General features: G+C 72.2%; 21 protein-coding genes and 3 tRNA genes. 13 read left to right on the plus strand and 11 right to left on the minus strand.

Features of this window, described 5'->3' with window-relative positions; translation table 11 throughout:
- The first annotated feature begins 14 nt into the window (after positions 1 to 14).
- Both ACZ4SV_RS31245 and ACZ4SV_RS31250 read left to right on the plus strand, forming a co-directional pair.
- On the plus strand, positions 15 to 1,367 hold the full coding sequence (locus tag ACZ4SV_RS31245) for a Dyp-type peroxidase (protein WP_468008268.1): 1,353 nt from the start codon (positions 15 to 17) through the stop codon (positions 1,365 to 1,367).
- A gap of 54 nt (positions 1,368 to 1,421) precedes the next feature.
- Positions 1,422 to 2,552 (plus strand): catalase family protein, encoded by a 1,131-nt coding sequence (locus tag ACZ4SV_RS31250; RefSeq protein ID WP_468008270.1) that lies wholly within the window; start codon positions 1,422 to 1,424, stop codon positions 2,550 to 2,552.
- 87 nt (positions 2,553 to 2,639) lie between these two features.
- Here ACZ4SV_RS31250 and ACZ4SV_RS31255 read toward each other — a convergent pair whose 3' ends face one another.
- The gene (locus ACZ4SV_RS31255; RefSeq protein WP_468008272.1) at positions 2,640 to 3,296 is read right to left on the minus strand and encodes a class I SAM-dependent methyltransferase; all 657 of its coding nucleotides are present in this window, start codon (positions 3,294 to 3,296) and stop codon (positions 2,640 to 2,642) included.
- A gap of 71 nt (positions 3,297 to 3,367) precedes the next feature.
- Entirely contained in the window at positions 3,368 to 3,868 is a 501-nt protein-coding gene (locus ACZ4SV_RS31260; RefSeq protein WP_468008273.1) for a hypothetical protein, read from the minus strand.
- Positions 3,869 to 4,199: 331 nt separating this feature from the next.
- Here ACZ4SV_RS31260 and ACZ4SV_RS31265 point away from each other — a divergent pair, with 331 nt between their 5' ends.
- Both ACZ4SV_RS31265 and ACZ4SV_RS31270 read left to right on the plus strand, forming a co-directional pair.
- Positions 4,200 to 4,952, plus strand: coding sequence for a DUF6879 family protein (locus ACZ4SV_RS31265; protein WP_468008274.1), 753 nt, complete (start codon positions 4,200 to 4,202; stop codon positions 4,950 to 4,952).
- Between the two features lie 12 nt (positions 4,953 to 4,964).
- Positions 4,965 to 5,816, plus strand: coding sequence for a helix-turn-helix domain-containing protein (locus ACZ4SV_RS31270; protein ID WP_468008279.1), 852 nt, complete (start codon positions 4,965 to 4,967; stop codon positions 5,814 to 5,816).
- 86 nt (positions 5,817 to 5,902) lie between these two features.
- On the opposite strand, the gene ACZ4SV_RS31275 is transcribed toward ACZ4SV_RS31270, so the two are convergent.
- Together ACZ4SV_RS31275 and ACZ4SV_RS31280 are read right to left on the minus strand one after the other, a co-directional pair.
- Positions 5,903 to 5,975 (minus strand) — tRNA-Arg (locus ACZ4SV_RS31275).
- A gap of 200 nt (positions 5,976 to 6,175) precedes the next feature.
- Positions 6,176 to 6,266, minus strand: a tRNA-Ser gene (locus tag ACZ4SV_RS31280).
- 166 nt (positions 6,267 to 6,432) lie between these two features.
- On the opposite strand from ACZ4SV_RS31280, the gene ACZ4SV_RS31285 reads away from it, so the two are divergent.
- Together ACZ4SV_RS31285 and ACZ4SV_RS31290 are read left to right on the plus strand one after the other, a co-directional pair.
- Positions 6,433 to 6,906, plus strand: coding sequence for an SSI family serine proteinase inhibitor (locus ACZ4SV_RS31285; RefSeq protein WP_468008282.1), 474 nt, complete (start codon positions 6,433 to 6,435; stop codon positions 6,904 to 6,906).
- Between the two features lie 247 nt (positions 6,907 to 7,153).
- Positions 7,154 to 11,989 carry a PAS domain-containing protein gene (locus ACZ4SV_RS31290; RefSeq protein ID WP_468008286.1) on the plus strand — a complete coding sequence of 1,612 codons (4,836 nt, stop codon included), beginning with the start codon at positions 7,154 to 7,156 and terminating at the stop codon, positions 11,987 to 11,989.
- A gap of 166 nt (positions 11,990 to 12,155) precedes the next feature.
- Here the strand turns inward: ACZ4SV_RS31290 and ACZ4SV_RS31295 are convergent, their stop codons facing one another.
- Positions 12,156 to 12,737 (minus strand): TetR family transcriptional regulator, encoded by a 582-nt coding sequence (locus ACZ4SV_RS31295; RefSeq protein WP_365873231.1) that lies wholly within the window; start codon positions 12,735 to 12,737, stop codon positions 12,156 to 12,158.
- A 135-nt stretch (positions 12,738 to 12,872) separates the two neighbouring features.
- Here ACZ4SV_RS31295 and ACZ4SV_RS31300 point away from each other — a divergent pair, with 135 nt between their 5' ends.
- A complete protein-coding gene (locus ACZ4SV_RS31300) occupies positions 12,873 to 14,108 on the plus strand; it encodes an MFS transporter (RefSeq protein ID WP_468008289.1) in 1,236 nt (411 codons plus the stop codon).
- Between the two features lie 198 nt (positions 14,109 to 14,306).
- Here the strand turns inward: ACZ4SV_RS31300 and ACZ4SV_RS31305 are convergent, their stop codons facing one another.
- Both ACZ4SV_RS31305 and ACZ4SV_RS31310 read right to left on the minus strand, forming a co-directional pair.
- Positions 14,307 to 15,962: a long-chain fatty acid--CoA ligase gene (locus tag ACZ4SV_RS31305; RefSeq protein WP_468008291.1), complete on the minus strand. Its 1,656-nt coding sequence runs from the start codon at positions 15,960 to 15,962 to the stop codon at positions 14,307 to 14,309.
- Between the two features lie 98 nt (positions 15,963 to 16,060).
- Positions 16,061 to 16,636: a SigE family RNA polymerase sigma factor gene (locus ACZ4SV_RS31310; protein WP_365873236.1), complete on the minus strand. Its 576-nt coding sequence runs from the start codon at positions 16,634 to 16,636 to the stop codon at positions 16,061 to 16,063.
- A 250-nt stretch (positions 16,637 to 16,886) separates the two neighbouring features.
- Between ACZ4SV_RS31310 and ACZ4SV_RS31315 the strand changes: the two genes are divergently transcribed.
- Both ACZ4SV_RS31315 and ACZ4SV_RS31320 read left to right on the plus strand, forming a co-directional pair.
- Positions 16,887 to 17,777, plus strand: coding sequence for a bifunctional DNA primase/polymerase (locus ACZ4SV_RS31315; RefSeq protein WP_468008295.1), 891 nt, complete (start codon positions 16,887 to 16,889; stop codon positions 17,775 to 17,777).
- Positions 17,778 to 17,822: 45 nt separating this feature from the next.
- The gene (locus tag ACZ4SV_RS31320) at positions 17,823 to 18,065 is read left to right on the plus strand and encodes a hypothetical protein (RefSeq protein ID WP_468008298.1); all 243 of its coding nucleotides are present in this window, start codon (positions 17,823 to 17,825) and stop codon (positions 18,063 to 18,065) included.
- 62 nt (positions 18,066 to 18,127) lie between these two features.
- Here the strand turns inward: ACZ4SV_RS31320 and ACZ4SV_RS31325 are convergent, their stop codons facing one another.
- On the minus strand, positions 18,128 to 18,598 hold the full coding sequence (locus ACZ4SV_RS31325; RefSeq protein WP_365873242.1) for an NUDIX domain-containing protein: 471 nt from the start codon (positions 18,596 to 18,598) through the stop codon (positions 18,128 to 18,130).
- Between the two features lie 2 nt (positions 18,599 to 18,600).
- Positions 18,601 to 19,344, minus strand: a complete 744-nt coding sequence (locus tag ACZ4SV_RS31330) for an XRE family transcriptional regulator (protein ID WP_365873244.1) — start codon at positions 19,342 to 19,344, stop codon at positions 18,601 to 18,603.
- Positions 19,345 to 19,898: 554 nt separating this feature from the next.
- Between ACZ4SV_RS31330 and ACZ4SV_RS31335 the strand changes: the two genes are divergently transcribed.
- Together ACZ4SV_RS31335 and ACZ4SV_RS31340 are read left to right on the plus strand one after the other, a co-directional pair.
- A complete protein-coding gene (locus ACZ4SV_RS31335; protein ID WP_468008304.1) occupies positions 19,899 to 21,014 on the plus strand; it encodes a hypothetical protein in 1,116 nt (371 codons plus the stop codon).
- Complete coding sequence (locus tag ACZ4SV_RS31340; protein WP_365873248.1) at positions 21,011 to 21,370, plus strand: ASCH domain-containing protein; 360 nt, start codon at positions 21,011 to 21,013, stop codon at positions 21,368 to 21,370. The genes ACZ4SV_RS31335 and ACZ4SV_RS31340 overlap by 4 nt, the downstream gene beginning before the upstream one ends.
- A gap of 742 nt (positions 21,371 to 22,112) precedes the next feature.
- On the opposite strand, the gene ACZ4SV_RS31345 is transcribed toward ACZ4SV_RS31340, so the two are convergent.
- Both ACZ4SV_RS31345 and ACZ4SV_RS31350 read right to left on the minus strand, forming a co-directional pair.
- Positions 22,113 to 22,199, minus strand: a tRNA-Ser gene (locus ACZ4SV_RS31345).
- A gap of 69 nt (positions 22,200 to 22,268) precedes the next feature.
- A complete protein-coding gene (locus ACZ4SV_RS31350) occupies positions 22,269 to 23,762 on the minus strand; it encodes a S1C family serine protease (RefSeq protein ID WP_468008307.1) in 1,494 nt (497 codons plus the stop codon).
- Positions 23,763 to 24,000: 238 nt separating this feature from the next.
- Here ACZ4SV_RS31350 and ACZ4SV_RS31355 point away from each other — a divergent pair, with 238 nt between their 5' ends.
- Positions 24,001 to 24,828 carry a glycerophosphodiester phosphodiesterase gene (locus ACZ4SV_RS31355; RefSeq protein ID WP_468008310.1) on the plus strand — a complete coding sequence of 276 codons (828 nt, stop codon included), beginning with the start codon at positions 24,001 to 24,003 and terminating at the stop codon, positions 24,826 to 24,828.
- A gap of 72 nt (positions 24,829 to 24,900) precedes the next feature.
- Positions 24,901 to 25,593 (plus strand): ATP-binding protein, encoded by a 693-nt coding sequence (locus ACZ4SV_RS31360; protein WP_397945871.1) that lies wholly within the window; start codon positions 24,901 to 24,903, stop codon positions 25,591 to 25,593.
- The last annotated feature ends 24 nt before the right edge of the window (positions 25,594 to 25,617 follow it).

Below are 25,617 nucleotides of genomic sequence, written 5' to 3' on the forward strand. Positions count from 1 at the left end.
AGGCACGAGCAATCATGAACACGACGGCAACGAACAGCGCCGCCAGCGTGCACATCGAGATCGAGGACGTCCAGAGCGGGGCACTGCGCCCGCGGCCCGTGCCGTACGAGGGGAAGTTCATCTTCCTGCGCGTCGACGACCGCCACGCCGGACGCGCCCTGCTGCGGCGGCTGCTCCCGTTGACCTCGGGCGGCCTGCCGAGCGTGGACCTGACCCAGGACGCCTGGGTGGCCGTGGCGCTCACCTACCAGGGGCTGGTGGCCCTGGGGCTGCCCCAGGAGTCGCTGGACAGCTTCCCGCGGGCGTTCCGCGAGGGCATGGCCGCCCGGGCGGAACTGATCGGCGACGTGGGCGAGAACGCGCCGGACCACTGGGAGAAACCCTTCGGGACGGGCGACGTCCACATCGCGCTGAGCGCCCTGTCCTCCGACAGCGGGAAGCTGGAGGCGGAACTGGAACGGGCCCGGATCGCCTACCGGGAGACCCCGGGCGTCGAGGTGATCTGGCAGCAGGACGTCCACCAGCTCCCGACCGGACGCACCACCTTCGGTTTCCGCGACGGCATCAGCCATCCGAACATCGAGGGCGTCGGACTGCCCGGCTCCAACCCGCAGGAAGCGCCCATCAAGGCCGGTGAGTTCATCCTCGGCTACCCCGACGAGACCGGGAACCTGCCGCCCATGCCCAGCCCCGACGTGCTGGGGCGCAACGGCACCTACGTGGCCGTCCGCAAGATCCGCACCGACGTGGCGGCCTGGCGCCGGTACCTGCGCGCCAACAGCTCCGGCGCCGAGGAAAAGGAACTGCTGGCGGCGAAGATGGTCGGGCGCTGGCCGAGCGGGGCGCCGCTGGCGCTGGCACCGGAGCGCGACGACCCGGAACTGGCGGCCGATCCGCAGCGCGTCAACAACTTCATGTACCGGGAGAACGACGACCGCGGCCTGCGGTGCCCCGCCGGAGCGCACATCCGCCGCAACAACCCCCGGGACGCCACCATCGTCGGCGACGCGCGGATGCACCGGCTCATCCGCCGCGGCACCACCTACGGCCCGCCGCTGCCCGAGGGCGTGCTGGAGGACGACGGCGCCGACCGCGGCCTGGTGGGCGTGTTCATCGGCGCCCACCTGGAGCGGCAGTTCGAGTTCATCAAGGCCGAGTGGGTCAACGACGGCAACTTCATCGGCTACCCCGGGGAGAAGGACCCGGTCGCCGGACACCACGACGGGACCGGCAGCGCCACCATCCCGGAGAAGCCCGTCCGGCGCCGCCTGCGCAACCTGCCCAGCTTCGTGGTCACCCGCGGCGGCGAGTACTGCTTCGTACCGGGTCTGCGTGCCCTGCGCTGGCTCGCCGCATTGGAGGACTGAGGGCATCCCCACCCTCCCGAGGCCCGAGCACGCTCTGACGAAGAGGTCGAAGCCATGGCAGCACAGTTCGTCCGCTACACGCCCGACGTCGAAGACGACGACCCCGACTTCGACCGGCATGTGCAGACGGTGATCGAGAAGACCGAGAACTACATCACCGATTCCGTCGAGGCCGGCGGCACCGGCCAGGCCCTGCGCGACGCCCACGCCAAGGGCTACGGCCTGATCCGCGCAGAGGTGGAGATCCTCGACGGGCTGCCCCCCGAGTACGCCCAGGGCATCTACGCCACGCCGGGGACCCACGACGCGCTCATCCGCTTCTCCAACGGCTCGCCGCACGCCGGGGCCGACGCACGGCTGGGCGCCGCCACCGGACTGGCGCTGAAGCTGTTCGGCGTCCCCGGCCCGACCCTGCTGGACGACGAACCGGACACGGGCACCTTCGACTACGCCAATATCAACGGGCCGGTCTTCTTCTGCAACACGGTCGAGCACTACCTGTTCATCCAGGAACTGTTCCTGGACGCGCCGGCCTACTTCTCCCAGGGCCGGCCCGGCGCGCACCGCTTCTTCACCGAGTTCGTGACCGGAAAGGGAACGCTGGACCGGGACGACTGGGCGTGGGACGAGTTCCTGGCCTTCCTGCGCCTGTCCAAGACCAAGCCCCTCAACGTCCTGCTGTCGAGCTACTGGACCATGGGCGCGGTCAGGCACGGCGACTACATCGCCAAGGTGCGCATCACCCCCGACCCGCAGTGCGCCGCGGCGGTGGTCCGGCGCGACATCGACCCGGCCTCCGCACCGGAAGTCTTCCGGCCGGCTCTGGAGGCCGAACTGCGCGAGCGGCCCTACGCCTTCGACATCCAGGTCCAGCTCTGCACGGACCTGGCGCGCATGCCGGTGGAGGACACCACCGTGGAGTGGCCCGAACGGCTCTCGCCACCCGTCACCGTGGCCAGACTGCGGCTCCCGCGGCAGGACATCTCCGGCCCGGAGAACCTGGACCGGATGGACTCGCTGTCCTTCACCCCCTGGCGGGTCACCGCCGAGCACGCCCCCCTCGGCAACATCATGCGGGCCCGCAAAGAGGTCTACCGCCAGTCCTCCATCCAACGCCACAAGCTCAACCGGCAACCACGCACGGAGCCCCGAAGCGCCGACGAGGTATTCACCCCACCCGGATGACAGGGAAAACGCAAGAGGCCCCGGAGTGATCCGGGGCCTCTCGTCTGTGTGCTCACGAAGAGCGACTGAGCTGGACGTACACAGTGGTCACGGTGCGACTGCGCGAACAAGGAGCGTTCCGATGTGACCAGGGCGCGGGGCATCGAGTACCTGGGCATCGGCCGTGAGGAACCCGGCCCGGGTCAGCAGGCGCTCCCACACGGCCGGACGGTAGCTGTAGCGGTAGGTGAACATCGCCTTGCCGGCGAAGCCTCCCTTGTACATGCCCTGGGGCCCGTAAGCGCCGGGGATGGCGGGAGGCTGTGAGAAGACGAAGACGCCGCCGGAGCTGAGCCGCTGGCGGACAAGGGGGAAGAGGCGGCTCGGGTCAGTGAACCAGGCGGCTCCGAAGATCGAGAAGACGGCGTCGTACGTATCCTGGTGCTCGCCCAGGTACTCCAGGACCTCGGAGCACACGAACTCCGCGCCAGTGCTGGCCCACTTCGTGGTGATCTTCTTGACCATGACGGGAGACAGGTCCACGCCCCGAGCCGCGATGCCGCGCTGAGCGAGGTGGGCGAGGGCACGGCCGGTGCCGCAGCCGATCTCCAGAACGGAGCGCGGGTCGCCGAGTAGTTCCGGACCCGGTCCGTGACCGGCGTACTGGGTCCAGCAGAAGCCGGGCTCCGCGTCGTCCTTGAAGGCGGACTGGGCGAAGGTGTCCCACAGCTCCGTCTCGGCGGCGATGTCGTGTTGTGCGGGCAAGGCGGTTCCTCTTCACCAGGGCCGGCCCCTGTCCTCCGGGGGACCGAGGACAGGGGCCGGCGTAGGGCCGTTCAGTGGCTGTCGGGGACCTTGTTGTCGCACGGCGAGCAGTCCGTGCCGTCGATCGCCCACAGCTCCTCGTCGACGCCGAAGCCGATGGACTTCAGGAAGTCCGACGTGCGCAGGCAGAGGCCGTCGCGGCGGCGCTCGACGAACGGGGCGTGGTGCTTGTAGCGGCCCTCGTTGTACACGTCGCACAGGGCCCACCACACCGGAGTGTCGAGGATGAGCTGGTGAACGCCGATGTCGACGAGCCTGCCGACGCCCAGGTGGACCTCGGGGTGTTCCATGCAGCCGATGGTGTACATGACGGCGTTGCCGAGGATGCGTTCGGCCATGTCGCGGACCATCGTGTGGTCACGCAGCAGCAGGGCGGCCTCGCGGTCCCAGAGGGTCATGCCGCTGTCCAGCACGTTGATCGTCAGGTGCTTGACGTGGGGCTGGACGGCGTTGAGGAGTTCCTTCGGGTCCCGTGTGCGGGTGCTCGTAGGCCGGTCGAGCGTGACGGTCATGGACTACTCCTTCGGAGACAGGTCGTGCCGTACCGGTTCGAGCCCGCCCCGTCTGCCGGCCTGTCCAGGCCTGGACGCGATCCGTGCCTGACCGAGAGCCGCACGCAGGGATTCCATGACTGTGAAGGGATCACCATCGGAGCGTGCTGTGACCATGGACAGGACGGTATGGACGGGGAAGTACTGGCCGCGATGCGATGTTCTCGAATGTTCTCTCCATCTGACGGACTGTTCTCGCGTGGTCTCACGCGAGGGGGTGCACGCTGTGGTGCGGGCGCATCGGCGCCGGTGATGCTGATGGCGACAGGGCCCCACACCATGGGAGGCGACCGTGCCACGACGACTGCGCTTCAACGGCACCGACAGCAAGAACGGTGGCTGCCCCGCCGTTCACGAGGATCTCGACTCCGGCGAGATCATCATTCAAGGAACGCCGGTCACCGACCCCGAGGACATCGCCCAGCTCCAGCACTTCGGCCCGGGAGATGCCGCAGTGATCGTGCCGCGTGAACTCCTCGTCCATCACGGGCCCAAGGAGGTCACCCGCGTGCCCGAGCTGATCGGCCTGGGAGAGTTCGGGCAGCTTTTCGAGACCTTCGAGCACTCGGCTTGGCACCTGGAGACACGTCAGGGCTACGCATCGGACCGGCAGGATCCTGGGTACGCGGAGTTCCTGGCCACCGGCACGGTCCCATGCGACCTCGACAGCGAGTGGTGCGCGAACATCCGCCGGCAGACGGCCGGCGGCAAGTACGTCGGGCGGGTACGCGTCGTCGACAACCCGCCGGCCGAGGGACAGTTGTTCCTGCTCGACTACGCGAGGTGCAACGCGGCAACGGGTGAGGACGTGCGGAACCTGTGGCGCGAGGACGCGGAGCGGCTCCGGCTGCCCGCGGAGGACTTCTGGATCTTCGACAGCCGGCTGGTGGCCGTGCTGCGCTTCGATGACGAGGACGCCTTCCATGACGTCGAGGTCGTCACGGAGCCTGCCGAGGTCGTGCGGTACTGCCAGGTCCGCGACGCAGCGGTGCACGGGTCCGTCCCGTACGACGTGTTCGCGGCGCGACTCGGCGCCGACCACTAGCGAGCGGAACCAGTGAGCACAGACTTCCAGCAGGCCAGGGAGGCCCTCGGGCTGCGCTTGAGGGAACTCCGGCTGTCGGCCCCGGGAGGACGGCTCACCGGCACGCAACTGGCACAGCGACTCGGCTGGCCACACTCGAAGATCTACAAGCTGGAGAACGGCCGGCAGACCGCCACCAGCGAAGACCTGCGGGCCTGGGCCGGAGGCGTCGGCCGGCCGGACGTCGTCGATGAACTGGACGCCCGGCTCAAGGGCTTCGAGTCCCACATCCGCTCCTGGCGCCGGCAACTGGCCGCCGGGCACCGGCCCGTGCAGGACGGTTGGAACCTTGAGGTCGGTCGGTCCCAAGCCATCCACGCCTGGGAGGAGTCCGTCGTCCCCGGCATGCTGCAGACTGCCGACTACGCACGGCACATCTTCCTGCGGTACGCAGATCTCCAGGGCTCGGTCCGCGACACAGATGCTGCCGTCCGCGCCCGCATGCGGCGCCAGGAGTGGTTGTACGAGGCAGGCCGGAAGTTCCACGCCCTGGTGTGGGAGGCGGCCCTCCACGCCCTGATCTGTCCTCCGTCTGTCCTCGCCGGCCAACTCGATCGACTCGCGGGCATCGTCGGCATGGACACCGTGGAGCTGGGGATCATCCCGCTCGGCGCCTCGCTCAAGATCCCGACAGCCAACGGTTTCTGGATCTTGGACGACAGGCTCGTGATCGCCGAGGACTGGCATGCGGAACTGTGGCTGGACGACGCCGAGAGCGTGGCCACCTACCTGCGGGTCTGGCACACGCTCCGGGAGTCCGCCGTGTACGGCGTTGACGCTCAGAACCTCATCAGCGCAGTACGACGGACGTTGCGCTCGCACTGAACCCGATTTCATGGACGGTGACGCGTGAGATTCAGTGAGACACCAACGCAAGAGGCCCCGGAGTGATCCGGGGCCTCTTGTCTGTGTGCACTCGGCAGGATTCGAACCTGCAACCTTCTGATCCGTAGTCAGATGCTCTATCCGTTAAGCTACGAGTGCTTGTTCTTTTGTTTTGCCTCCGCTCCCGGCCCTTTCGGCCCGCTCGCGGCGACAGGAAGAACATTACATGACTGCCGCCGTCATGTGAAATCCGCTCCGCACACCCCTTGTGACCTGCGGAAACGTCGACAGCGGGCTACGGAGCCACGTGGGCGGGGAACGACGAAGCCCCGGTCCTGGGGACCGGGGCTTCGGTGGAGCGGAGGCGGAGGGATTTGAACCCTCGATGGGCTTTAAGGCCCAAACCGCATTAGCAGTGCGGCGCCATAGACCGGACTAGGCGACGCCTCCAGCACAACCGCTCACGCGAGCGCGCGATCGGTGCGTGCAGATGATGACACAGGCGAGCGCCCTGTCACCAATCGCCCCCTACGGTACTAGGCAGGCGGGCCGCAGGGCAAAGGGCTTCCCCGGCGGGGCGGCGCAACGTCTCGGCGGCTCCGGCGTTGGACAGCGCATGGTCTCCGTACTGCCGGCGCCCGCGCGCCGCCTCCTCGCCGCGGCCTGTGCCGCCGCCGCCTCCCTCGTCCCGCTCACCGCCGTCCCCGCCGTCGCGGGTGCCGCCGCCCTGCCGCCGCCCGTCCGGTCCGAGGACCAGCGCGATCACCTCACCGTGGTGGTCCGGCACGCCGGGGAGGGACGGGACGGGACGTACGAGGTGTACTGCCACCCCGGCGCCGGCCGGCACCCGGACGCCGCCGGGGCCTGCCGGGTGCTCGACGAGAACACCCGCTGGGGCCGCGACCCCTTCGCGCCGGTGCCCGAGGGCACCACCTGCACCCTGCTCTACGGCGGCCCGGCCACCGCCCGTGTCACGGGTACCTGGGCCGGGCGCCCGGTTGACGCTTCGTACGACCGCAGGGACGGCTGCCAGACGGCCCGCTGGGACCGGATGGTGCCCCTGCTGCCCCGTCCCGGCGCCTCCGCCTGACCGTGGTGACAGCGGATGACCTGGGCGTCTGGACGGACGCACCGGTTCCGTAAAGGTCCCGGGGAGGTGGTGCGGAGCCGGGGCCTCGGTCACACGTTCCCCGTCACTTCCCCGTGGGACCTCCCGGTCATCCGGCGCCGCTACGGCGACCCGTGCCCTTAGACTCCCTCGCGTGACACGTCGCGGGCCCCTTGGCAAGATGGCCCGAGCGGTCGGCAAGGTGCGGTAACAGGGAGGAAGGCGTCTCGTGAGCAGCAGGCCATCCCGAGGCGCTGCTCGCCTCGCAGCCATACTCGACGCGCTGCCGGACGCGTTGGTCCTGGTCAACGCCAACGGAACCGTCGTCAACGCCAACACCATCGCGCTGGAGGCGTTCGAGACGCCCGGCACGGCTCTCGTGGGGCGCGGGCTGCTCGATCTGCTGCCGCAGTTCGACTCCCGGCTGATCCCCGGCTCCATGCGGCGGCCCGACCACATGGACCCCCGCGGCCGCACCAAGCCGGCCCGGATGGTCGCGCGGCGGACCGACGGGACGGAGTTCCCGGTCGAGGTCACCAGCGCGAACCTGGAGAACGGGCAACAGGCGTACGACGCCTACGGCTACACCGGCGACGAGCTGCTGATGATCGTGGTCCGGGACCTGTCCGGGACCGTCGACACCGAGGCGGAGCTGGCCCGCTCGCAGCGGCAGACCGAGATGATCCTGCGGGCGGCCTCGGAAGGCGTCGTAGGCACCGACACGGACGGGCGGATCGTGCTCGTCAACCCGGCCGCCGCCCAGATACTGGGATACCGGGCCGGCGAGCTGGGCGGCAAGGAGCTGCACGCCCTGGTGCTGCACTCCCGCGCCGACGGCACGCCCTTCCCGTACGAGGAGTCACCGCTCGCCGACACCCTGCGCTCCGGGCGCAAGCACCGGGTGCGCGGGCAGACGCTGTGGTCCAAGGGCGACCGCAGGGTGCCGGTCGATCTGACCACCGCGCCGGTGCGCGACGGGGACCAGCTCGTCGGCGCCGTGATGACCTTCACCGACCGGCGGCCGTACGACGCCCTGGCGGAGGAGAAGGCCGCGCTGGAGCAGGCGCACGCCGAGGAGCTGGAGCGGCTCGCCGAAGAGCACGCCTCCGACCTGACCGCCCTGCGCCAGCGGCATGTCGCCGAGATCGAGGAACTGCGCGAGGAGCACGCGGAGGAGCTGGCGGCCGGCGAGGAGCGCTACGCCGCGCTCGCCGAGCGGGAGAAGGACCGTTACGAGGCCCTCGCCGGGCGGCACGAGCAGTTGCTGACCCTGCTCGGGCAGTCGCTGCGCGGGCCGCTGGACGAGCTGCGGCACGAGCTGTCCGCGCTGGCGGCGGACGACGCCGGGCAGTTGTGGCCCGAGGCGAACCAGGTCCTGCACCACCTGTCCGCCGGGTACTCGCGGATCACCACCCTTATCGACAACGTCCTCGGCTACCAGCGGCTGGACGCGGGCAGCGAGGACATCACCCGTACGAAGGTGATGCTGGACGCCGTCGTCGCCGCCGGTGTGGACGGGGCCGTGGAGCTGATCGGCCCGGGCCGGGTGCAGTTCGCCGTGCACGCGCCGCCCATCGAGGCCGAGGTCGACCCGCGACGGCTCGCCGTCGCGCTCGCGCACCTGGTGGCGGACGTGGCCGGCGTCGACGCCACCGGCAACACGCCCGTGTCGGCGGGCGGTTACCTGGACAACACCGTCGTGATCGCCGCCGCCCAGCGCGGTGAGGTGACCCGGATCGAGGTGCGCGGGCCGTACGCCGGCGGAGACCCGGTGCACGAGCCGATCGTGCGCGGGATCGTGCGCGCCCACGGCGGGGTGCTCCAGACGCACGAGGTGCCGGGCATGAGCGGCAGCGCGTACGTCCTCGAAGTGCCGCTCGGCGGCGGGGCGGGCGCGGTCGCCGCGCGGGCCCCGCAGGACGTGGCGGCGCCCCGGAGCGGGGCTGCCGCGGGCACCGCACAGCTCCCGGACACGACGGCCGGCGCACTGCCCCCGGCCGCCGCGGCCGGCGCGCGGCCGGACGGCGGCGAGGCCGGCGCGGAGGACGCCGGCACGGACGGACAGGGCATCGGGGGCGGCCGGCGGCGGGCCCGGCGGGGCTCCACGGACGCCTTCCTGGAGACGGACGCGGGCGACACCGGCGAATTCGAGGCGCCCACGCCCACCGGGCGGCGCAGGCGGCGGGCCGCCGCGCCCGTCGAGGGGAACGACGCGGTCCCGGCCGAGGGCCCGGAGGACGCGTCCGGCGGGACCGGACGGCGCCGTGCCCGGCCCGCCGACGGTGATCCCGCGGGTTCCGGTGCGGGTGTGGCCGAGGGCGCCGTGGTGACCGCGGCCGAACAGGGCGCGGGGGCCGCCGCCTCGAACACGGGGCTCGGCGGCACCGTGCCCCCGCAGGGCATGCCCGCGCCCACGGGCCGGCGCGCCCGCCGGGACACCGACGCCCCGCAGGCCGCCCTGCCGCCGGCCCTGCCCGCGGCAGGCGGCGCACCGGCACCGGGCGGCCAGGGCCTCCCGGGCGCGCAGGGTACGCAGGGACTTCCGGGCGCACAGGGACTTCCGGGCGCACAGGCGCTTCCGGGTGCGCAGGCGCTCAGGAGCGCGCGGGCCGTTCCCGCGCAGGAGGGCCAAACGGTCCCGGCGCAGGGCGGTGAGGCGGTGGCCGCCGAGGACGCGCAACCGACCGGACGGCGCCGGCGTGCGCTGGCCGCCGCCGCGGAGCGAGCCGCGGCGCAGGAGGCGAGCGGCCCGCGTACGGTGTTCGCCCTGCCCCCGGCCGAGGCCGACCGTACCCCCGGCGGCGAGACCCCGGCGACGAGCACGGTCCCGACGACGGGCACGGTTCCGGGCACGAGCACGGCTCCGGGCACGGGCGTACCGGCTCCTTCCGGTGCCGGTGCCGACGCTGGTACGGACGCGGTGGCTCCGGGTGCCGGTACGGCCGGGCCGGTGGCGCCGGGTGCCGGGCCGCTGCCCGGTCAGGTGCGGATGCCCGCGCGGATGCCGGTGTCCGTCGAGGGCCGGCACGACGCCGTACCGCTCGACCAGGGCGAGGACCACACCCCGCCGCAGCCGCATCCCACCAGTGCGCCGACCGGCCGCCGGCGCCGGGCCGTGGCCCAGCCGCCCGAGGCATCCCAGGCGACGGCGCCGGGCACCGTGCCCGGCCAGGCCCCGCAGGGGACGGCCGTACCGCCCGCTCCCGGTCAGGGCGTTCCGGCCCAGGCCGGCCCCGTGGCACCCGGCGGACAGTCGCCCACCCCGGCGGCACCGCCCGCCCCGGCCCCGGGCACGCCCGTCCAGGGCACCGCCGCGCAGCCCGCCCCCGGGCAGGCACCGCAGCCCACGCCCGCCGCGCGACCGGGTGTTCCGCCCGCCGGCACCCCGGTGGCGGCACCCGGCCCGCTCCCGCTTCCCGCCGAGACGGCACCCGGTAGCGGGGCGACCGGCCAGGTGCCGGCAGCGGGCCGGCCGGTTCCGGTGCCGCCCGCCGGCGGTCCCACGGCCGGTGTCCCGCACCAGTGGCCGGGTACCGGCGACACCGGCGGCGCGGGCATCCCGGCCGCCCCCGCGACGGCAGCCCCCGGCACGCCGGCGCACGGCACGCCCGCTCCGGGCGCGGCTCCTGTTACGACGGCGCCGCACACCCCCGCGCACGGCACCGCGGCGCCCGCCGCCCCGGCACCAGGCGCCCCGCTCCCCCCGGGAGCCGCCGTACCCCCGGCGCCCGCCGCGCCCGGCACCCCGGCCGCACCCGCCGCACCCACCCCGCCCGCCGGCACCCCCGGTGTCCGGCCGCAGCGCGCCGCGCAGCCCCTGCCCGCCGAGGCCATGGGCGGCGGGCCGGTCGATCCGGACTCCACCCAGGGACGGGCGATCTCCGTCCGCACGCTCGGGCAGGGCGTGCCGTTCGCCCGGCAGGCGGCCCAGGTGCAGCAGCCGACGCCGCCGCCGCACGCGCCCGGCGGTTCCGGCCGCCGGCGCAAGCTGGGCACGCCGCCCGACCCGGCCGGCCGCCCGGACCAGGGGGCCCGGCCGCACCCGGCGTCCGAACCGGCGCCCGCGCACCCGGCGCCCGGCGGGCAGCAGGCCGTACCGCAGTCCCCGCTCGCCGGGCAGAGCGCCGTACCGCCGCAGTCCGCGCCGGCCGGGCAGGCGCCCGGGCCGCAGGCGCCGCTCGGCGGGCCGGCCCGGCCGGTGCCGGGCACCGAGGGGGTCGGGCGGTCGTACGCCATAGGCGCCCCGGAGCCCGACGCCGCCGAGGGGCCGGAGCCGCTGGACGGTCCCGGCGGGGCCGTGGAGGTGGCCGACACCCCGCGCCCGCAGCCGCTGGACGACGAGCTGCCCCCGGAGCCGCTGGACAACCCGCGCCGGCTGCTGGTGTGGCCCGCGCCGGACGTGACGACCCAGCAGGCGCTCAGCGACCGTGGCTACCGGCCGGTCATCGTGCACTCGCGCGAGGAGGTCGACGCGCAGATCGCGGCCTTCCCCGCCGCGCTGTTCGTGGACCCGCTGACCGGGCCCATCACCCGGACGGCTCTGCAGTCGCTGCGCCAGGCCGCGGTGGCCGCCGAGGTGCCGGTGCTGGTGACGGCCGGGCTCGGCCAGGCGTCGCGCGAGGCGGCGTACGGCGCCGATCCCGCCGTCCTGCTGAAGGCGCTGGCCCCTCGGGACAGCGAGCAGCATCCGCCGCGGGTGCTGCTCATCGAGGAGCACGCGGAGATCGCGCTGGCGCTGACCTCGACGCTGGAGCGGCGCGGGATGCAGGTGGCGCGGGCCGCGAGCGACAACGACGCGGTGACGCTGGCGGGACAGTTCCGGCCGAACCTGGTGGTGATGGACCTGATGCAGGTGCACCGCCGGCGGGCCGGGATCGTGGACTGGCTGCGGGCGAACGGTCAGCTCAACCGCACTCCGCTGGTCGTCTACACCGCCGCCGTCGATCAGGTGGAGCTGCCCCGGCTGGCCTCGGGCGAGACCGTGCTGTTCCTCGCCGAGCGGTCCACCAGCACCGAGGTGCAGAGCCGGATCGTGGACCTGCTGGCCCGGATCGGCACCAACTAGGGGATTCGGGGCCGGGTCCGGGTCCACGGGTCGGGATCGGGGTCTCCCGGTCCGGATCAGGGCCTCCCGGACCGAGGCAGGGCCTCCGGGTCCGGATCAGGGCCTCCCGGACCGGATCAGGGCCATCCCGTCCGGATGGGCCTCTCCGTCCGGGTCCGGCCGGGTGTCAGCGGGCGACGAGCCTGCGGGCCGCCTCCTTGACGGAGGCCCGCAGGCGGTCCTGGTCGGTCTCGCGGGTGCCGGCCAGGATGCGCCGCATCTGCGGGACGACCGTCATCCAGTTGGTCAGCGCGGTCAGCAGGATGAGCAGGTCGCCGGCCGGGATGGCGTCCGTGATGACGCCCCGGGCCTGGCCGTCCTGGAGGGTGGCGACCTTGCGGGCGTAGTGGTCCTGGCGGGCCGGCTCGTCGGGCAGCTCGGCGCTGCCGTACTCCATGCCCTCCCAGAAGAGCAGGCGCAGCAGTTCGGGGTGGGCGGAGTGGTAGTCGAGGAGGCGGTCCACCCAGCCGTCGATGTCGTCGGGGTCGACGGGGACGGCCGAGGCCAGGTCGACCATGCACCGGCCGAGGACCTGGCCGAACAGGTCCGCCTTGTTGCCGAAGTAGGCGTAGATGAGCTGCTTGTTGGCCTTGGCGGCGGCGGCGATGCGGTCGATGCGGGCGCCCGCGATGCCGTGCCGGGAGAACTCGGCGACCGCCGCCTCGAAGATGCGGGCCTTGGTGGCCTCGGGATCCCTCACTGTTGCCATGAGCACCAGGGTAGGGGCCCACAGGGCGGTAACCAACTATTTGGTTGACGGGAATGCGCCAGCCGGTGCACGCTGTTGGAGCATTGCAACCAACCAGTTAGTTGTGTGAGTCGGCTCTAAGGAGTACTTCCGCTCATGCCGTCAGCCACCACCACCCGCCGCACCTCGCACGACCAGGCCCCCGCCCGCGTGCGGCCGGCCTCCGGCACCCTCTTCCTGCTGCTCATCGCCGTCTGCACCGCCGTCACGGCCGCCAACATCTACCTCGCGGCCCCGCTGCTCCCGCTGATCGCGCGCGACTTCGGCACCACCGCGCCGGCCGTCGCCTGGATCGCCTCGGTCGCGCAGCTCGGCTACGCGGCGGGCCTGCTCTTCTTCGCGCCGCTCGGCGACCGCGTCGACCGCCGGCGGCTCGTCGGCGGGCTGTCCGTCGTCACCACGGCGGCCCTGCTCGCGGCGGCCGTGGCACCGGGCACCGCGGCGCTCGCCGCCGCCGTGTTCGTCGCCGCCGCGGCGACCGTCATACCCCAGCTGCTCGTCCCGCTGGTCGCCGCGCGCGCCCCGGCCGACCGGCGCGCCCGGCATGTCGCGGCCGTCATCGCCGGGCTGTTCACCGGCATCGTCGCGGCCCGCGTGCTCGGCGGTCTGGCCGGGCAGGGCTTCGGCTGGCGCTGGGTGTTCGGCGGCTCCGCCGTCCTCACCCTGGCCCTCGGACTGGCCACCGCGCTGGCCCTGCCGGCCGAGCCGCGGGTACGGCGCGGCGGGCTGTTCTCCGGCATCGCCGAGCTGCCGGGACTGCTGCGCGGCTCGCCCGAGCTGTGGCGGGCGTGCGTCCGGCAGGCGGGCATGTTCGGCGCCTGGAGCGCCCTGTGGACCTCGCTGGCCCTGCTGTTGACCGGCCCGGCGTACGGCCTGTCCACCGCGACCGCGGGACTCTTCGGCCTCTTCGGGCTGACCGCCACCGTGGTGGCGCCGCTGGCCGGCGGCCTGGTGGACCGGTTCGGCGCGGGGCGGGTCGTCGGCACCGCGTATGCGCTGGCCGCCGTCGCCGTACCGCTGTTCTGGCTCGGCGGGCAGGTGCTGCCGGCGCTGTTCGCCGCCGCGATCGCGATCCACGCGGCCCTGGTCGCCTCCCATGTGGCCAACCAGACCCTGGCCCTGACCACGACCGCCACCCCGGCCACCGCGAACACGGCCTACGTCGTCTCCGGTTTCGCCGGCGGCGCCCTCGCCTCGGCCGCCGCCGGCCCCGCCTTCGGGCACTGGGGCTGGGCCGGGGTGTGCACGGTGGCGGGCGTGTGGCTGATCCTGGGCTGGGCCACGACGGCACTGCCCACGCAGACGGGCCGGGCGGAGGCCGTAGGACGGTGACGGCGGGGGTCTTACGGCGGTGAGGCCGGGCCTGCGGCGGTGATGCCCGGGGGCCTTACGGCGGTGAGGCCCGGGGGCCTTACGGCGGTGAGCGGGCCAGCGGTACGGCGTGACCTGCCCGGGTCAGCGGCCCACTGGACTCGCTCGGCGGCCCTCGCCCAGCGGCCCACTGGACCCGCTCGACGGCCCCGCCCGGCGCTACAGCCGGGTGACGTCCAGGTGGCCGTCCGCGTACTGCCGGCGCAGCAGCTTCTTGTCGAACTTGCCCACGCTCGTCTTCGGCACCGACTCCACGGCCGTCCAGCGCTCGGGCAGCTGCCAGCGGGCGATCCCGCCCTCCGCCGCGAGGAACGCGTGCAGGGCCGTGAAGTCCGCGGCGGCGCCCGGCCGGCGGACGACCACGGCCAGCGGGCGCTCGCCCCACTTCTCGTCCGGTACGGCGACCACGGCGGCCTCGGCGACGTCCGGGTGGGACATCAGCGCGTTCTCCAGCTCGACCGAGGAGATCCACTCGCCGCCGGACTTGATGACGTCCTTGGCGCGGTCGGTGAGGGTGAGGAAGCCGTCCGGCAAGATGATGCCGACGTCACCCGTCCTCAGCCAGCCGTCCGCGGTGAACTTGTCGTCGGGACGCAGGGGTTCGGCGCCGGGGCCGTTGTAGTAGCCGCCCGCGATCCAGGGGCCGCGCACCTCCAGCTCGCCGGCCGACACGCCGTCCCAGGGCAGGCGCTGGCCGGCGGGGCCGGTGAGCCGGGCCTCGACGCCGGCCGGGAAACGGCCCTGGGTGACGCGGTAGCCGAACTCCTCGTCGGTGCCCAGGGCGTGGGCCGGCGGGCAGGCCACCGTGCCCAGCGGGGAGGTCTCGGTCATGCCCCAGGCGTGGCGGACCCGCACGCCCAGCCCGTCGAAGGCCGCCATCAGGGACGGCGGACAGGCGGCGCCGCCGATCGTGACCTGGGCGAGGCAGGAGATGTCCCGGGGGCGCGCGGTGAGTTCGTCGAGGAGCCCCTGCCAGATGGTCGGGACAGCCGCCGCGTAGCTGGGCCGTTCCCGCTCGATCAGCTCGGCGAGCGGGGCCGGCTGGAGGAAGCGGTCCGGCATCAGCATGTTGACGCCGGTCATGAAGGTGGCGTGCGGCAGGCCCCAGGCGTTGACGTGGAACTGCGGGACGACGACGAGCGCGGTGTCCTGGTCGGTCAGGCCCATCGACTGGGTCATGTTGACCTGCATGGAGTGCAGGTAGACCGAGCGGTGGCTGTAGACCACGCCCTTGGGCTCACCGGTCGTACCGGAGGTGTAGCACATGGCGGCGGCCCGGCGTTCGTCCAGCTCCGGCCAGTCGTAGTGGCCGGGCCGGCCGGCGATCAGCTCCTCGTACTCGTGCACCCGGGCGCCGGCGCCGGCGAGCGGGGTGCGGTCGCCGGGACCGGAGACGACGATGTGCTCGACCGCCGGCAGCTTCGGCAGCAGCGGCGCGAGCAGCGGGATCAGCGAGCCGTCGACGAGGAGGACCTTGTCGGCCGCGTGGTTGACGATCCACACCAGTTGTCCGGCGGGCAGCCGCAGGTTCAGCGTGTGCAGGACGGCGCCCATGGAGGGGATCGCGAAGTAGGCCTCGACGTGCTCGGCGTTGTTCCACATGAGCGTGGCCACCCGGTCGTCGTCCCGCACGCCGAGTTCGTCCCGCAGGGCGTGCGCCAGCCGGGCCGAGCGGGTGCCGATCTCGGCGAACGTGCGCCGGCGCGGCTCGGGCTCACCGGTCCAGGTGGTCACCAGCGATGATCCGTGGACCGTGGACCCGTGGGTCAGGATCCTGGAGATCAGCAGCGGTACGTCCTGCATGGTGCTCAGCACGGAGTCCTCCTGGCGACATGGCCCGTGGCGTTCCTACCCGGTAGTAGGGGGTGCGCTGATTCTGCGCACATACCACGCGGTATGTCACTAGGAACGGGTCATCGAACATGTCCCTGAGAGCGGGCCGGCACCAGCTCGGGGTCCTCGCGCAGCTTGCCGAGCGCGCGGGACACCGCCGACTTCACCGTGCCCACCGACACCCCGAGCACCTCGGCGGTCTGCGTCTCGCTGAGGTCCTCGTAGTACCGCAGGACGACCATCGCCCGCTGCCGCGCCGGCAGCCGCAGCACCGCCCGCCACATGGCGTCGTGCAGCGCCTGCCGCTCGGCCGGGTCGTCGCCGCCGGTCGCGGGCTCGGGTTCGGGCAGCTCGTCGCAGGCGAACTCGTCCACCCTGCGCTTGCGCCACTGGGAGGTCCGGGTGTTGACCAGCGCCCGGCGCACATAGCCGTCCAGCGCCCGCTTGTCCTCGATCCCCTCCCAGGCGGCGTAGGTCTTGGCGAGGGCGGTCTGCAGCAGGTCCTCGGCGTCGCTCGGGTTCGCGGTCAGCGAGCGCGCGGTGCGCAGCAGGACCGGCTGGCGCGCCCGCACGTACGACGTGAAGGACGGGTAGGCAGGGGTCTGCCGCCCGGGTGCGGCGGCGGCCGAGGCGCTGGTGCAGACGGGTGTGGTCATGCCGTCCACGCTAGGAGCGGCCCGTGCGGCGGGGATCGGCCGCAGGTCCCGAAGCGGAGTCCCCCTCAGGTTGTAGGGGTGGGGCCTGCCCCACCTCCTGAAGGTGGAGTGCGCCTGCGTCCGGCTCCGGGTACGACCCTGAGGCTCCGCCGCCCACCGGGCTCGGGGCGGCCTACGACCTACGGCCTACGGACCTGCACCCTCACCCTTCACCCTTCCCTTTCTCGAACATACGTACGACCATGAACTCATGGCCACCACCGACCGGCAGGCCACGACGCTGGCCCTCGCCCACGCCCTGTCCGCCGCCGAACGCGGCCTGGCCGTCCTTCCGCTGTCCCGGACGAAGCTGCCGGCCCTGCGCTCGCCCCACCAGACCGCGGCGGCACCGGCCGGGCCGCCCTGCCACGGCGCATGCGGCCGCTTCGGCCATGGTGTCCACGACGCCTCCGCCGACCCGGACCGCGTCCGCGCCCTGTTCGCCGCCGCGCCCTGGGCCACCGGCTACGGCATCGCCTGCGGGCTGCCGCCGTACCACCTGATCGGCGTCGACCTGGACACCAAGTCCGGCACCGACGCCCCGGCCGCCCTGCGCGAGCTGGCCCTGCGCCATCTGTTCACGATTCCGGAGACGGTCGTCGTCCGCACGCCCAGCGGAGGCCGCCATCTGTGGCTGACCGGCCCGCCCGGCACCGTCGTCCCCAACTCGGCCGGCCGGCTCGCCCCCGGCATCGACATCCGGGGCGCCGGCGGCTATCTGGTGGGCCCCGGCTCCCGCACCGACCACGGCGTCTACACCGCCGTACCCGGCACCGCCGAGCTGCCCCCGGCGCCCTGCCCGCCGTCCCTGCTGCACCTGCTCCTGCCGCCGCCCCGGCCCCACCGGCCGGCGCCGCCCGCGACCGGCGACCACGGCCGCGGCCTGATCCGGTTCGTCCTGGCCGCGCACGAGGGCCAGCGCAACACCCGCCTGTTCTGGGCGGCCTGCCGCGCCTACGAGAACGGCATCGGACCCGCCCTGGCCGACCCGCTGACCGAGGCCGCCCGGCACACCGGCCTGCCGGAGAGCGAGGCCCGCGCGACGATCGCCTCGGCGGCCCGGATGACGGGCCACACCCCGCCTCCCGGCCCCACGCCCTGACGGTCCCGCGCGCGCGGCGGCGCGAAGCCTCCTACGATCCGAAGCGTGAAGGACATACCCGACGAACTGATCAGACTGGAACACATCGCCGAACAGGAACGCGCCCGCCTCGCCGGCCTCACCGGCGCCGCGTACGACGAGCAGCGGCGCCGCTTCTGCGCGGCCTCGGACGCGGTGCACGAGGCGATCACCGCCCGCGCCGAGGCGACGGGCACCGACCCGCACGAGGTCGAACGGGCGGTACGCACAGCCGTACACCAGTCCCAGGAGGACCCGGCCATCGAGTGACAGCCCCGTGCGCGCTCGCGCCTGTCACGCTCGGCGGACCAGCACCGGCGCGGTGCTCCAGGTCAGCCGAGATAGGGCCGTTCGCGGTGCTCCAGGAAATGACCGATCCGGAGCCGCTGCGTGTGGTGCATCGGCAGCTGATCGATGTCCTCTGGCTGGACGAACCGAAGCTCCGTGGACTCGTCCGAGATCGCGAGCCGGCCGCCGATGACCCGGGCCGTGAAACAGACGTTGAACTGTCGGCGCACCTCACCGTCCGTGTAGGCGATGACGTGGCGCGGGTCGGTATAGGTCCCGACGAGCCCGGTGATCTCCACGTCCAGGCCCGTCTCCTCCTTCACCTCGCGGACGGCGGCTCCCGGCAGCGAGTCGGTCATCTCCATGCCGCCGCCGGGCAGAGCCCACAGACCGCTGTCCCGCCGGCGCTGGAGGAGGATGCGCCCCTCACCGTCCACAACCACCGCGGACGCCGCCACGACCAAGCTGTTGGGCTCGGGGGCGGCAGGATCGTCGTAGTACTCGGTCCGCGCCATGATCACCCTTCCCGGACTGGCGTCGCGGTCGCCCATACCGCAGCGAAGCTGTCAGCGTAGGTATCGAACATGCCGCCTGACCCACTTCGGCGCAGGTGCCAAACAGGGGCACCATAGGCGTTCACGCCCCAGACATGAGCGTTGACCAGTGCCTGATCATCGGCCCGGTAAATCGAGTTGTAGAGCGTGGTGGCATGGGTGCGCACCTCGATGCCTGGCACCTCGGCAAGGGGGCGATAGTGCATAAGTGCGAGACGGCAACGGGACTGAATTCCGTGGCCGAACTTCTCTTCCTCGCCACGCTCGCGAACATGTGAGCTATCCGCGTCACCGAGTGCGATACGGACCGCACAACCCTCGGTCGCTCGCTCCGTCAAAAGCTCGTTGAGCCTCGGGTAGGCCTCGTGCAGAAAGACGGCGGCATACACCAACACGTCGATGTGCTCGCGGGCCCGGGTCAGCATGTCCACAAAGGTGGACACGGGGATGTCCGCCCGCTGGTCGTACAGAGCCACAAGGTCGGGACTGACGACGCGGGCAGGGCGTGTCTGCCGAAGCGCGGGCCATAGAGCGTGCACGTCTTCTCCTAGTACTTCCGCTGTCAGCACGGCCGTGGCCCGACGCGGCGTACGCCCCAGATTCACCCACCTCTCTACGGACTTGGGATCGACTTCTACCTCGTCCGCAAGGGCGGCGTACGTCCAGCCGCCGGCCGCCATGGCAGCACGTAATCTCTCGTTCGGCATCCCAATCTCTCCCAACACCCCGGGACGGCACTAGGGACGTTCTATCCGACGCGGGACGTCCCGAAGTGGGGCTTGTCGGAGGTTCCGACGTCCCGATGAGTCGAAGGATGCTCGTCCGCATGGCGAGCAACCAGCAGACCAGACCAGGCATCGGTGAATTGGCAAAGGATCAGGCCCGTGACCGGATCGGCGTCGTCATGGGCGTAGTCGGGGGCCGTGTGCCCTCGGCCGGTATGCGGGAGTCCTGTTCGTCATCATGATCAGTGGAGCACGCGGCCTGGTGACCGGTATGTCTCTCGGTCTCAGCCAGTAGCACTGGCTGCCCGCGACGGGCGCCCGTTTTCCTGATCCCCTTTCCTGCCCCCTGCTCACTCCGCTCCTGGTGGGGTCTGGTCGCCACCAGAGACCAGGGGGCGGCACCACCTCCCGACGATCCCCGCCCCCGCGTCCTTCCTGGTTGCCTCCGGCGCGGAGGCGGGTCCACCACGCGATCGCCAAAGCACGCCCCGTCTGTGCGCGGTGCAGTCCTGCCCATCTACCGAGGGGAAGACGCGGTGACCACCTATCCCGTATCGCCGAACACTGTGCTCGCCAACGCGCTCACGAGTGCGGAAGACCTGCTCAGGCCACACATCGTCAACGCGGAGCCCGAGCGGATCGTGTTCGTCGTGGGAACGCAGATCAACGGCGCCCCACACATCGGAACGTCTCTGGTCCAGTCGCTCACCTTCGCCACGGCGGCCCGCATCCGGGGCCGGCTCGGCGTCCCGGCCGTTGTGCAGTTCGGTGCCCTCGACAACGCTCCGCACGCCATCGTCATCGACAAGGAGAGCGGTCACCGCTACCAGCGCGCCTACGCTCACGCCTTCGGCGCGGCCGGCATCACCGAACAGATCGACAAGCTCTACCGACCGCTGTTCACCGCGCTCTCTGAGCGGCTGAACGTGCCGTTCTCGGTTGAGACGTACACCCAGCAGCAAGCGGCCCAGCACTTCCGGCGCACCTGGCTGCGGGCGCTGCCCCGCATGGACGCTGCCCGCTGGTATCTGTCCCCGTCGTCCGGCGTGCCGCATGTCCGCGTTCCCTGCCCGCGTCCCGGTTGCGGGTGGGCGGAGAAGTACGCCGAGCGGACCCACGTACGTGACGACGGCTCCGAGCGGGCAACGGTCTCGGCCGTGTGCCTTCACCATGGCGAGTACGAGGTACTCATCGAACCGGCGGGCGGCGGCTGCCTGGACCTTGCCACGCTCTACCGGAATCTGGTCAAGGAACTGATGATCGGCGGGGCAGCCGGCACGCTGCACGTCATGGTCAAAGGCAGCGACTGGATGCCCGGATGCATCCTCGTCGACGGTGCCCTACAGGCGGTCGGCCTCACCCGCGGGCAGTTGCCCGCCCGGCTGTTCTGCCCACAGGTCGTCACGGACACGGGTGCGAAGCTGTCCAAGTCCCTGATCCGCGAGGGGCGCGCGCCCTTGCCGGACGGTGCGGCCCCGTGGATGCTCGACACCCGGGAGTGGCCAGGCTCGTTGGATGAGTACGTCGACCGCTTGCTCGGCCTGGCGGACGTGTTACTCGCCGACCCCCGCCACTTCTTCCGCTCGTACTCGGCCGGTGAACTCGGCCGGCTCATGTCCACCGCAACCGCTAGGAGCGTTCCCGCCCGATGACGGAAGCTGCCGCCACGCGCGTCCACGAACTGAACCTCTACCGCCGGTACTTCAACCTTGTCACCGCTGGTCAGAAGACGATCGAGGTGAGGGTGAAGTATCCCCACCTCAAAGACCTGGCCGCCGGAGACGCCATCCGTTTTCGCATCAAGGGCACGGACGAGACCTGTCACGTCCTGGTGAAGCGGGTCACCGAGTACAAGACATTCGAGCAACTCCTCGACGGGGAGGGGCCGGCGAACGTCAACCCGGCCTCCTCTCGTGAGCAGCAGCTCGCCAATATCCGCGAGATCTATCCGGCGGAGAAGGAAGCGCTCGGCGCGCTCGCCATTGAAATCGAGCTGCTGCCGCAGTAGGCCCACCCCGTGCCGCCCTCGCTCCCCGAAAGGGCGTGCGGTTTCCCTGATGCCCGTCACTCGCCACCCGCGCATCGCCATCGAAGCAAGGCGACGACCCTCACGTTTGGTCAGCCCCTGCGGCAGTAGCTCCCTGGAGCATCTTGAGTAGGGCACCGAGGGCTGCGTCTGCTTTCAGCAGCTCCTCTTCCGTTCGGTCACCCGGTCTATTGCTGTAGGCGATATAGGCGCCTGGTTCGGTTATGTGCCTTGTGCGCAGAGTGAACCGAAGGAGCGGCTGCCAAGTACGACGGCGACTCAGTACTCGATCAGGAATCTTTCGGTGGCCAAGGCGAGCCTCGATCACGGCCGCGTAGTCACGAGCCTCTGGCACAGGGCAGCAGCAGGAAGCGAGCCTGCGTTCTGCTGCTCTGCAGCGCACCTCTGACCAAGCACACGGCGTGTGTGACAGCGCACCGCGCCAGCCTGTAGCGGTTTGAGGCACCGATGCCGAACCCACCGAGCGCAGTCTTGCCGCCGCACTGCTCCCCGCACAAGCGGGGATGGCTCCGTCACAGGTGCGGGGGGGCCGGTTCTTAGAACTCCGCACCGGAACTCGAGAGCGCACCATCTGGTCCACGTCTGGTCCACACGCACTGATCAACGGACGTGACAGAGCCGGAACAAGGTGAGACAGGCGCCCACGCAGAAGGGGTGCCTCTTGGGAGAGACACCCCTTCTACCTGCACATCTATGACCTGCGCGGAGGCGGTGGGATTTGAACCCACGGTGACATCGCTGCCACGACGGTTTTCAAGACCGTTCCCTTCGGCCGCTCGGGCACGCCTCCCCGCGTCGCCGGAGATCGACGGCGCGGGTACAGATTACCGGCCCGGCGCCGGGCCGGGGGCGGGCCGGGTCAGCTGTCGCCCTCGCGGGCGCCCAGGGTCAGGTCCACCGTGTGTTCCTGACCGCTGCGCTTGTAGGTGATCGCCACCTTGTCGCCCGGCTTGTGGGTCCAGATCTCGCCGATCAGGGTGGGGCCGCTGTCGATCACGTGGTCGTCCAGCTTGGTGATGACGTCGCCGGGCTTGAGGCCGGCCTTGTCCGCCGGGCCGCCCGACTCGACCGGGGCGGCGCCGTCCGTGCCCTGGTCGGTGATCTTCGCGCCGTCGCTGGAGTCCTCCAGGGAGACGGAGGCGCCGATGCGCGCGTACACCGGCTTGCCGGTCTTGATCAGCTGCTGGGCGACGTACTTCGCCTGGTTGATCGGGATGGCGAAGCCCAGGCCGATCGAGCCGGACTGGCCCGAGCCGAAGCCGCCGCTGCCCGTGGACTGGATCGCCGAGTTGATGCCGATGACCGCGCCGGAGGCGTTCAGCAGCGGGCCGCCGGAGTTGCCCGGGTTGATGGACGCGTCGGTCTGCAGGGCGCTCATGTACGACGCCTTGCTGCTGGAGCTGCCGTCGCTGGAGGCCACCGGACGGTCCTTGGCGCTGATGATGCCCGTCGTCACCGTGTTGGACAGGCCGAACGGCGCGCCGATCGCGATGGTCTCGTCGCCGACGGCCACCTTGTCCGAGTCGCCGAGGGCGAGCGGCTTGAGGTCGGACGGGGCGTTCTTCAGCTTGATGACCGCCACGTCGTAGCCCTGCGCGTGGCCGACGACCTCCGCGTCGTACTTCTTGCCGTCCGGGAAGGTGGCCGTGAGCTTGCCGCCGTCCACCGCCTCCGCGACCACGTGGTTGTTGGTGACGATGTGGCCCTGGGTGTCGAAGACGAACCCGGTGCCCGTGCCGCCCTCGCCGTTGCTGCCCTCGGCCTGGATCGTCACCGTGCTGGGCAGCGCCTTGGTGGCCACGTTGGCGATCGTCCCCGGCGCGCGCTTGATCTGCGCAGCGCCGTCGGAGGCGGAGACGGTGGTGGAGACGTGGTCGTCGCGGTCCTTGGCCAGTGTGTAGCCGAGGCCGCCGCCCAGGCCGCCCGCGACCAGCGCGGCCACCAGGACCGCCGCCACCAGGCCGCCGCGTCCGCGGGGCTTGGGCGCGGGCTGGTGGTACGCGGCTCCCCAGCCGGTTCCCGGGCCGCCGTGGCCGCCGTCGCCGTACGCCGGGCCGCCGCCGTTGCCGTAGGCCGCGCCGCCGTCGCCGTAGGCCGGGGTGACCGGCGGCGGAGGCGGCCAGGAGCCGTCGGGCGCCGGGCCGGACGGACCCTGCCCGTACGCCGGGCCCTGGTCGGACGCGGGGGCGGCGGGCGGGGCCGCGGGGCTCTCCTGGGGCGCCGGCGGCACCGGTGCCGCCGGTGCGCTCGCCTCGGCCGCGGGGCTCTGCGGGGAAGCGGCGGGAGAGGCCACCGGCACGGGAGGTACGGACGGCGCCGGGGGTACCGCGTTGCCCTCGTTCTCGGTGCTCACAGCTCTTCTCCTCGGTCCACGCCTGTTGTCGTCGGTCGCACTGTTGTCGCAGCCAGCTTTTCCCACGGCCCGTCAGAGCACCATAAGCGGTGCCTGTGGGTCCGGCGGTCTTCTTTATATAGGATCTATTACGACCTTCATCGCGTTAGTTATATAAGCGATCAGGGGGTATCCGCCTGTCCGCCCGGCGCGGGCATCCCCGCCCCCGCCTACCCGGCGGCGGTGGCACCATGACCCGGTGACCCACGCACCACAGCGCTCCCTCCAGGTCGTCGCCCACCGGGGCGCCTCCGAAGACGCCCCCGAGCACACCCTCGCCGCGTACCGCAAGGCGATCGAGGACGGCGCCGACGCCCTGGAATGCGACGTACGGCTGACCGCGGACGGCCATCTCGTCTGCGTCCACGACCGGCGGGTGAACCGTACCTCCAACGGCCGGGGCGCGGTCTCGGCGCTGGAACTCGCCGACCTGGCCGCCCTCGACTTCGGCTCCTGGAAGACCGGCGAGGCCTGGCACGGGCGGGACGAGGAGCCCGACTGGGAGCACCGGCCGGAGGACCGCGAGGAGACCTCCGTCCTCACCCTGGAGCGGCTGCTGGAGCTGGTCGCGGACGCCGGGCGGCGGGTGGAGCTGGCCATCGAGACCAAGCACCCGACGCGCTGGGCGGGCCAGGTCGAGGAGCGGCTGCTGGCCCTGCTGAACCGGTTCGGCCTGGACGCGCCCGCCACGGCCGCCGAGTCACCGGTGCGGATCATGAGCTTCTCGGCCCGTTCGCTGCACCGCGTGCGGGCTGCGGCGCCGGTGCTGCCGACGGTCTACCTGATGCAGTTCGTGTCCCCCCGGCTGCGCGACGGCCGGCTGCCCGCGGGCGTGCGCATCGCGGGCCCCTCGATGCGCATCGTGCGCAACCACCCCGCCTACATCGAGCGTTTGAAGCGGGCCGGGCACCAGGTCCACGTGTGGACGGTGAACGAGCCCGAGGACGTCGACCTCTGCGTGGACCTGGGCGTCGACGCCATCATCACCAACCGCCCGCGCGCGGTGCTGCGCCGGCTCGGCCGCTGAGCGGCGGCCTGCCCCGCCCGGACCGTCACAGGGAGTGCACCGGCGCGTTCACCGCGTGTCCGGACGGGACGAATGCGTCACCGGAAGACGATGGGCCGGTTTCCGGTACAGGCCAACAGGGCATCCACACCCTGGCGTGGGGCGAAGGAGGTCTCGGGGGTGGCGTTGGTGGTGGCACAGGAAGTGCCCACGTCGTCGAGCATGGCCGTACCCCATGGCCCTGCGGGCGTGGGCGAGGCGAGGCGCCGGATGCGGGCGCAGCTGCGCGGCGGGGGCGTGGCGGAATCGGTCATCGACGATGCCGTACTGATCCTTTCGGAACTGTTGAGCAATGCCTGCAAACACGGGCGGCCGCTCGGGGGCGCACCGGCCGGGGACGGCGACGTGCGCGCCGCGTGGCGGGTCGACACCGGCGGGCGGCTCATCGTGGAGGTCACGGACGGCGGCGGCCCGACCCGCCCGGCGCCGGCCACCCCCTCGGTGACCGCGCACGGCGGCCGGGGGCTGAACATCATCACGGCGCTCGCCGACGACTGGGGCGTCCGCGACGAGGCGCGGGGCGAGGTGACGGTCTGGGTGGTGGTGCACGGAGACGTGCACGATCCCGATGCCGGCTGCCGCCGCGACGCGTTCGCTACGCGCGTCACCCGGCCCAGGACACCGGACACCCCGCTCCCGGACCTCGCGCTGCCGGCCCTGGCGGAGGTGGCGCTGCCGGACCTGTCCGGCCTGGACTTCGCGGAGGCGTTCGAGGACCTGGACTGACCGGGCAGGGTCGGCGGATACGGA

It is taken from the genome of Streptomyces sp. NPDC027672 (genome assembly GCF_055566335.1).

Coding starts and splice junctions, on each gene's coding strand:
- ACZ4SV_RS31245 (WP_468008268.1), top strand. CDS start 15: ATGAACACGACGGCAACGAACAGCGCCGCCAGCGTGCACATCGAGATC.
- ACZ4SV_RS31250 (WP_468008270.1), top strand. CDS start 1,422: ATGGCAGCACAGTTCGTCCGCTACACGCCCGACGTCGAAGACGACGAC.
- ACZ4SV_RS31260 (WP_468008273.1), bottom strand. CDS start 3,868: ATGACCGTCACGCTCGACCGGCCTACGAGCACCCGCACACGGGACCCG.
- ACZ4SV_RS31285 (WP_468008282.1), top strand. CDS start 6,433: ATGGTCTCCGTACTGCCGGCGCCCGCGCGCCGCCTCCTCGCCGCGGCC.
- ACZ4SV_RS31295 (WP_365873231.1), bottom strand. CDS start 12,737: ATGGCAACAGTGAGGGATCCCGAGGCCACCAAGGCCCGCATCTTCGAG.
- ACZ4SV_RS31300 (WP_468008289.1), top strand. CDS start 12,873: ATGCCGTCAGCCACCACCACCCGCCGCACCTCGCACGACCAGGCCCCC.
- ACZ4SV_RS31310 (WP_365873236.1), bottom strand. CDS start 16,636: ATGACCACACCCGTCTGCACCAGCGCCTCGGCCGCCGCCGCACCCGGG.
- ACZ4SV_RS31315 (WP_468008295.1), top strand. CDS start 16,887: ATGGCCACCACCGACCGGCAGGCCACGACGCTGGCCCTCGCCCACGCC.
- ACZ4SV_RS31325 (WP_365873242.1), bottom strand. CDS start 18,598: ATGGCGCGGACCGAGTACTACGACGATCCTGCCGCCCCCGAGCCCAAC.
- ACZ4SV_RS31330 (WP_365873244.1), bottom strand. CDS start 19,344: ATGCCGAACGAGAGATTACGTGCTGCCATGGCGGCCGGCGGCTGGACG.
- ACZ4SV_RS31340 (WP_365873248.1), top strand. CDS start 21,011: ATGACGGAAGCTGCCGCCACGCGCGTCCACGAACTGAACCTCTACCGC.
- ACZ4SV_RS31360 (WP_397945871.1), top strand. CDS start 24,901: ATGCGTCACCGGAAGACGATGGGCCGGTTTCCGGTACAGGCCAACAGG.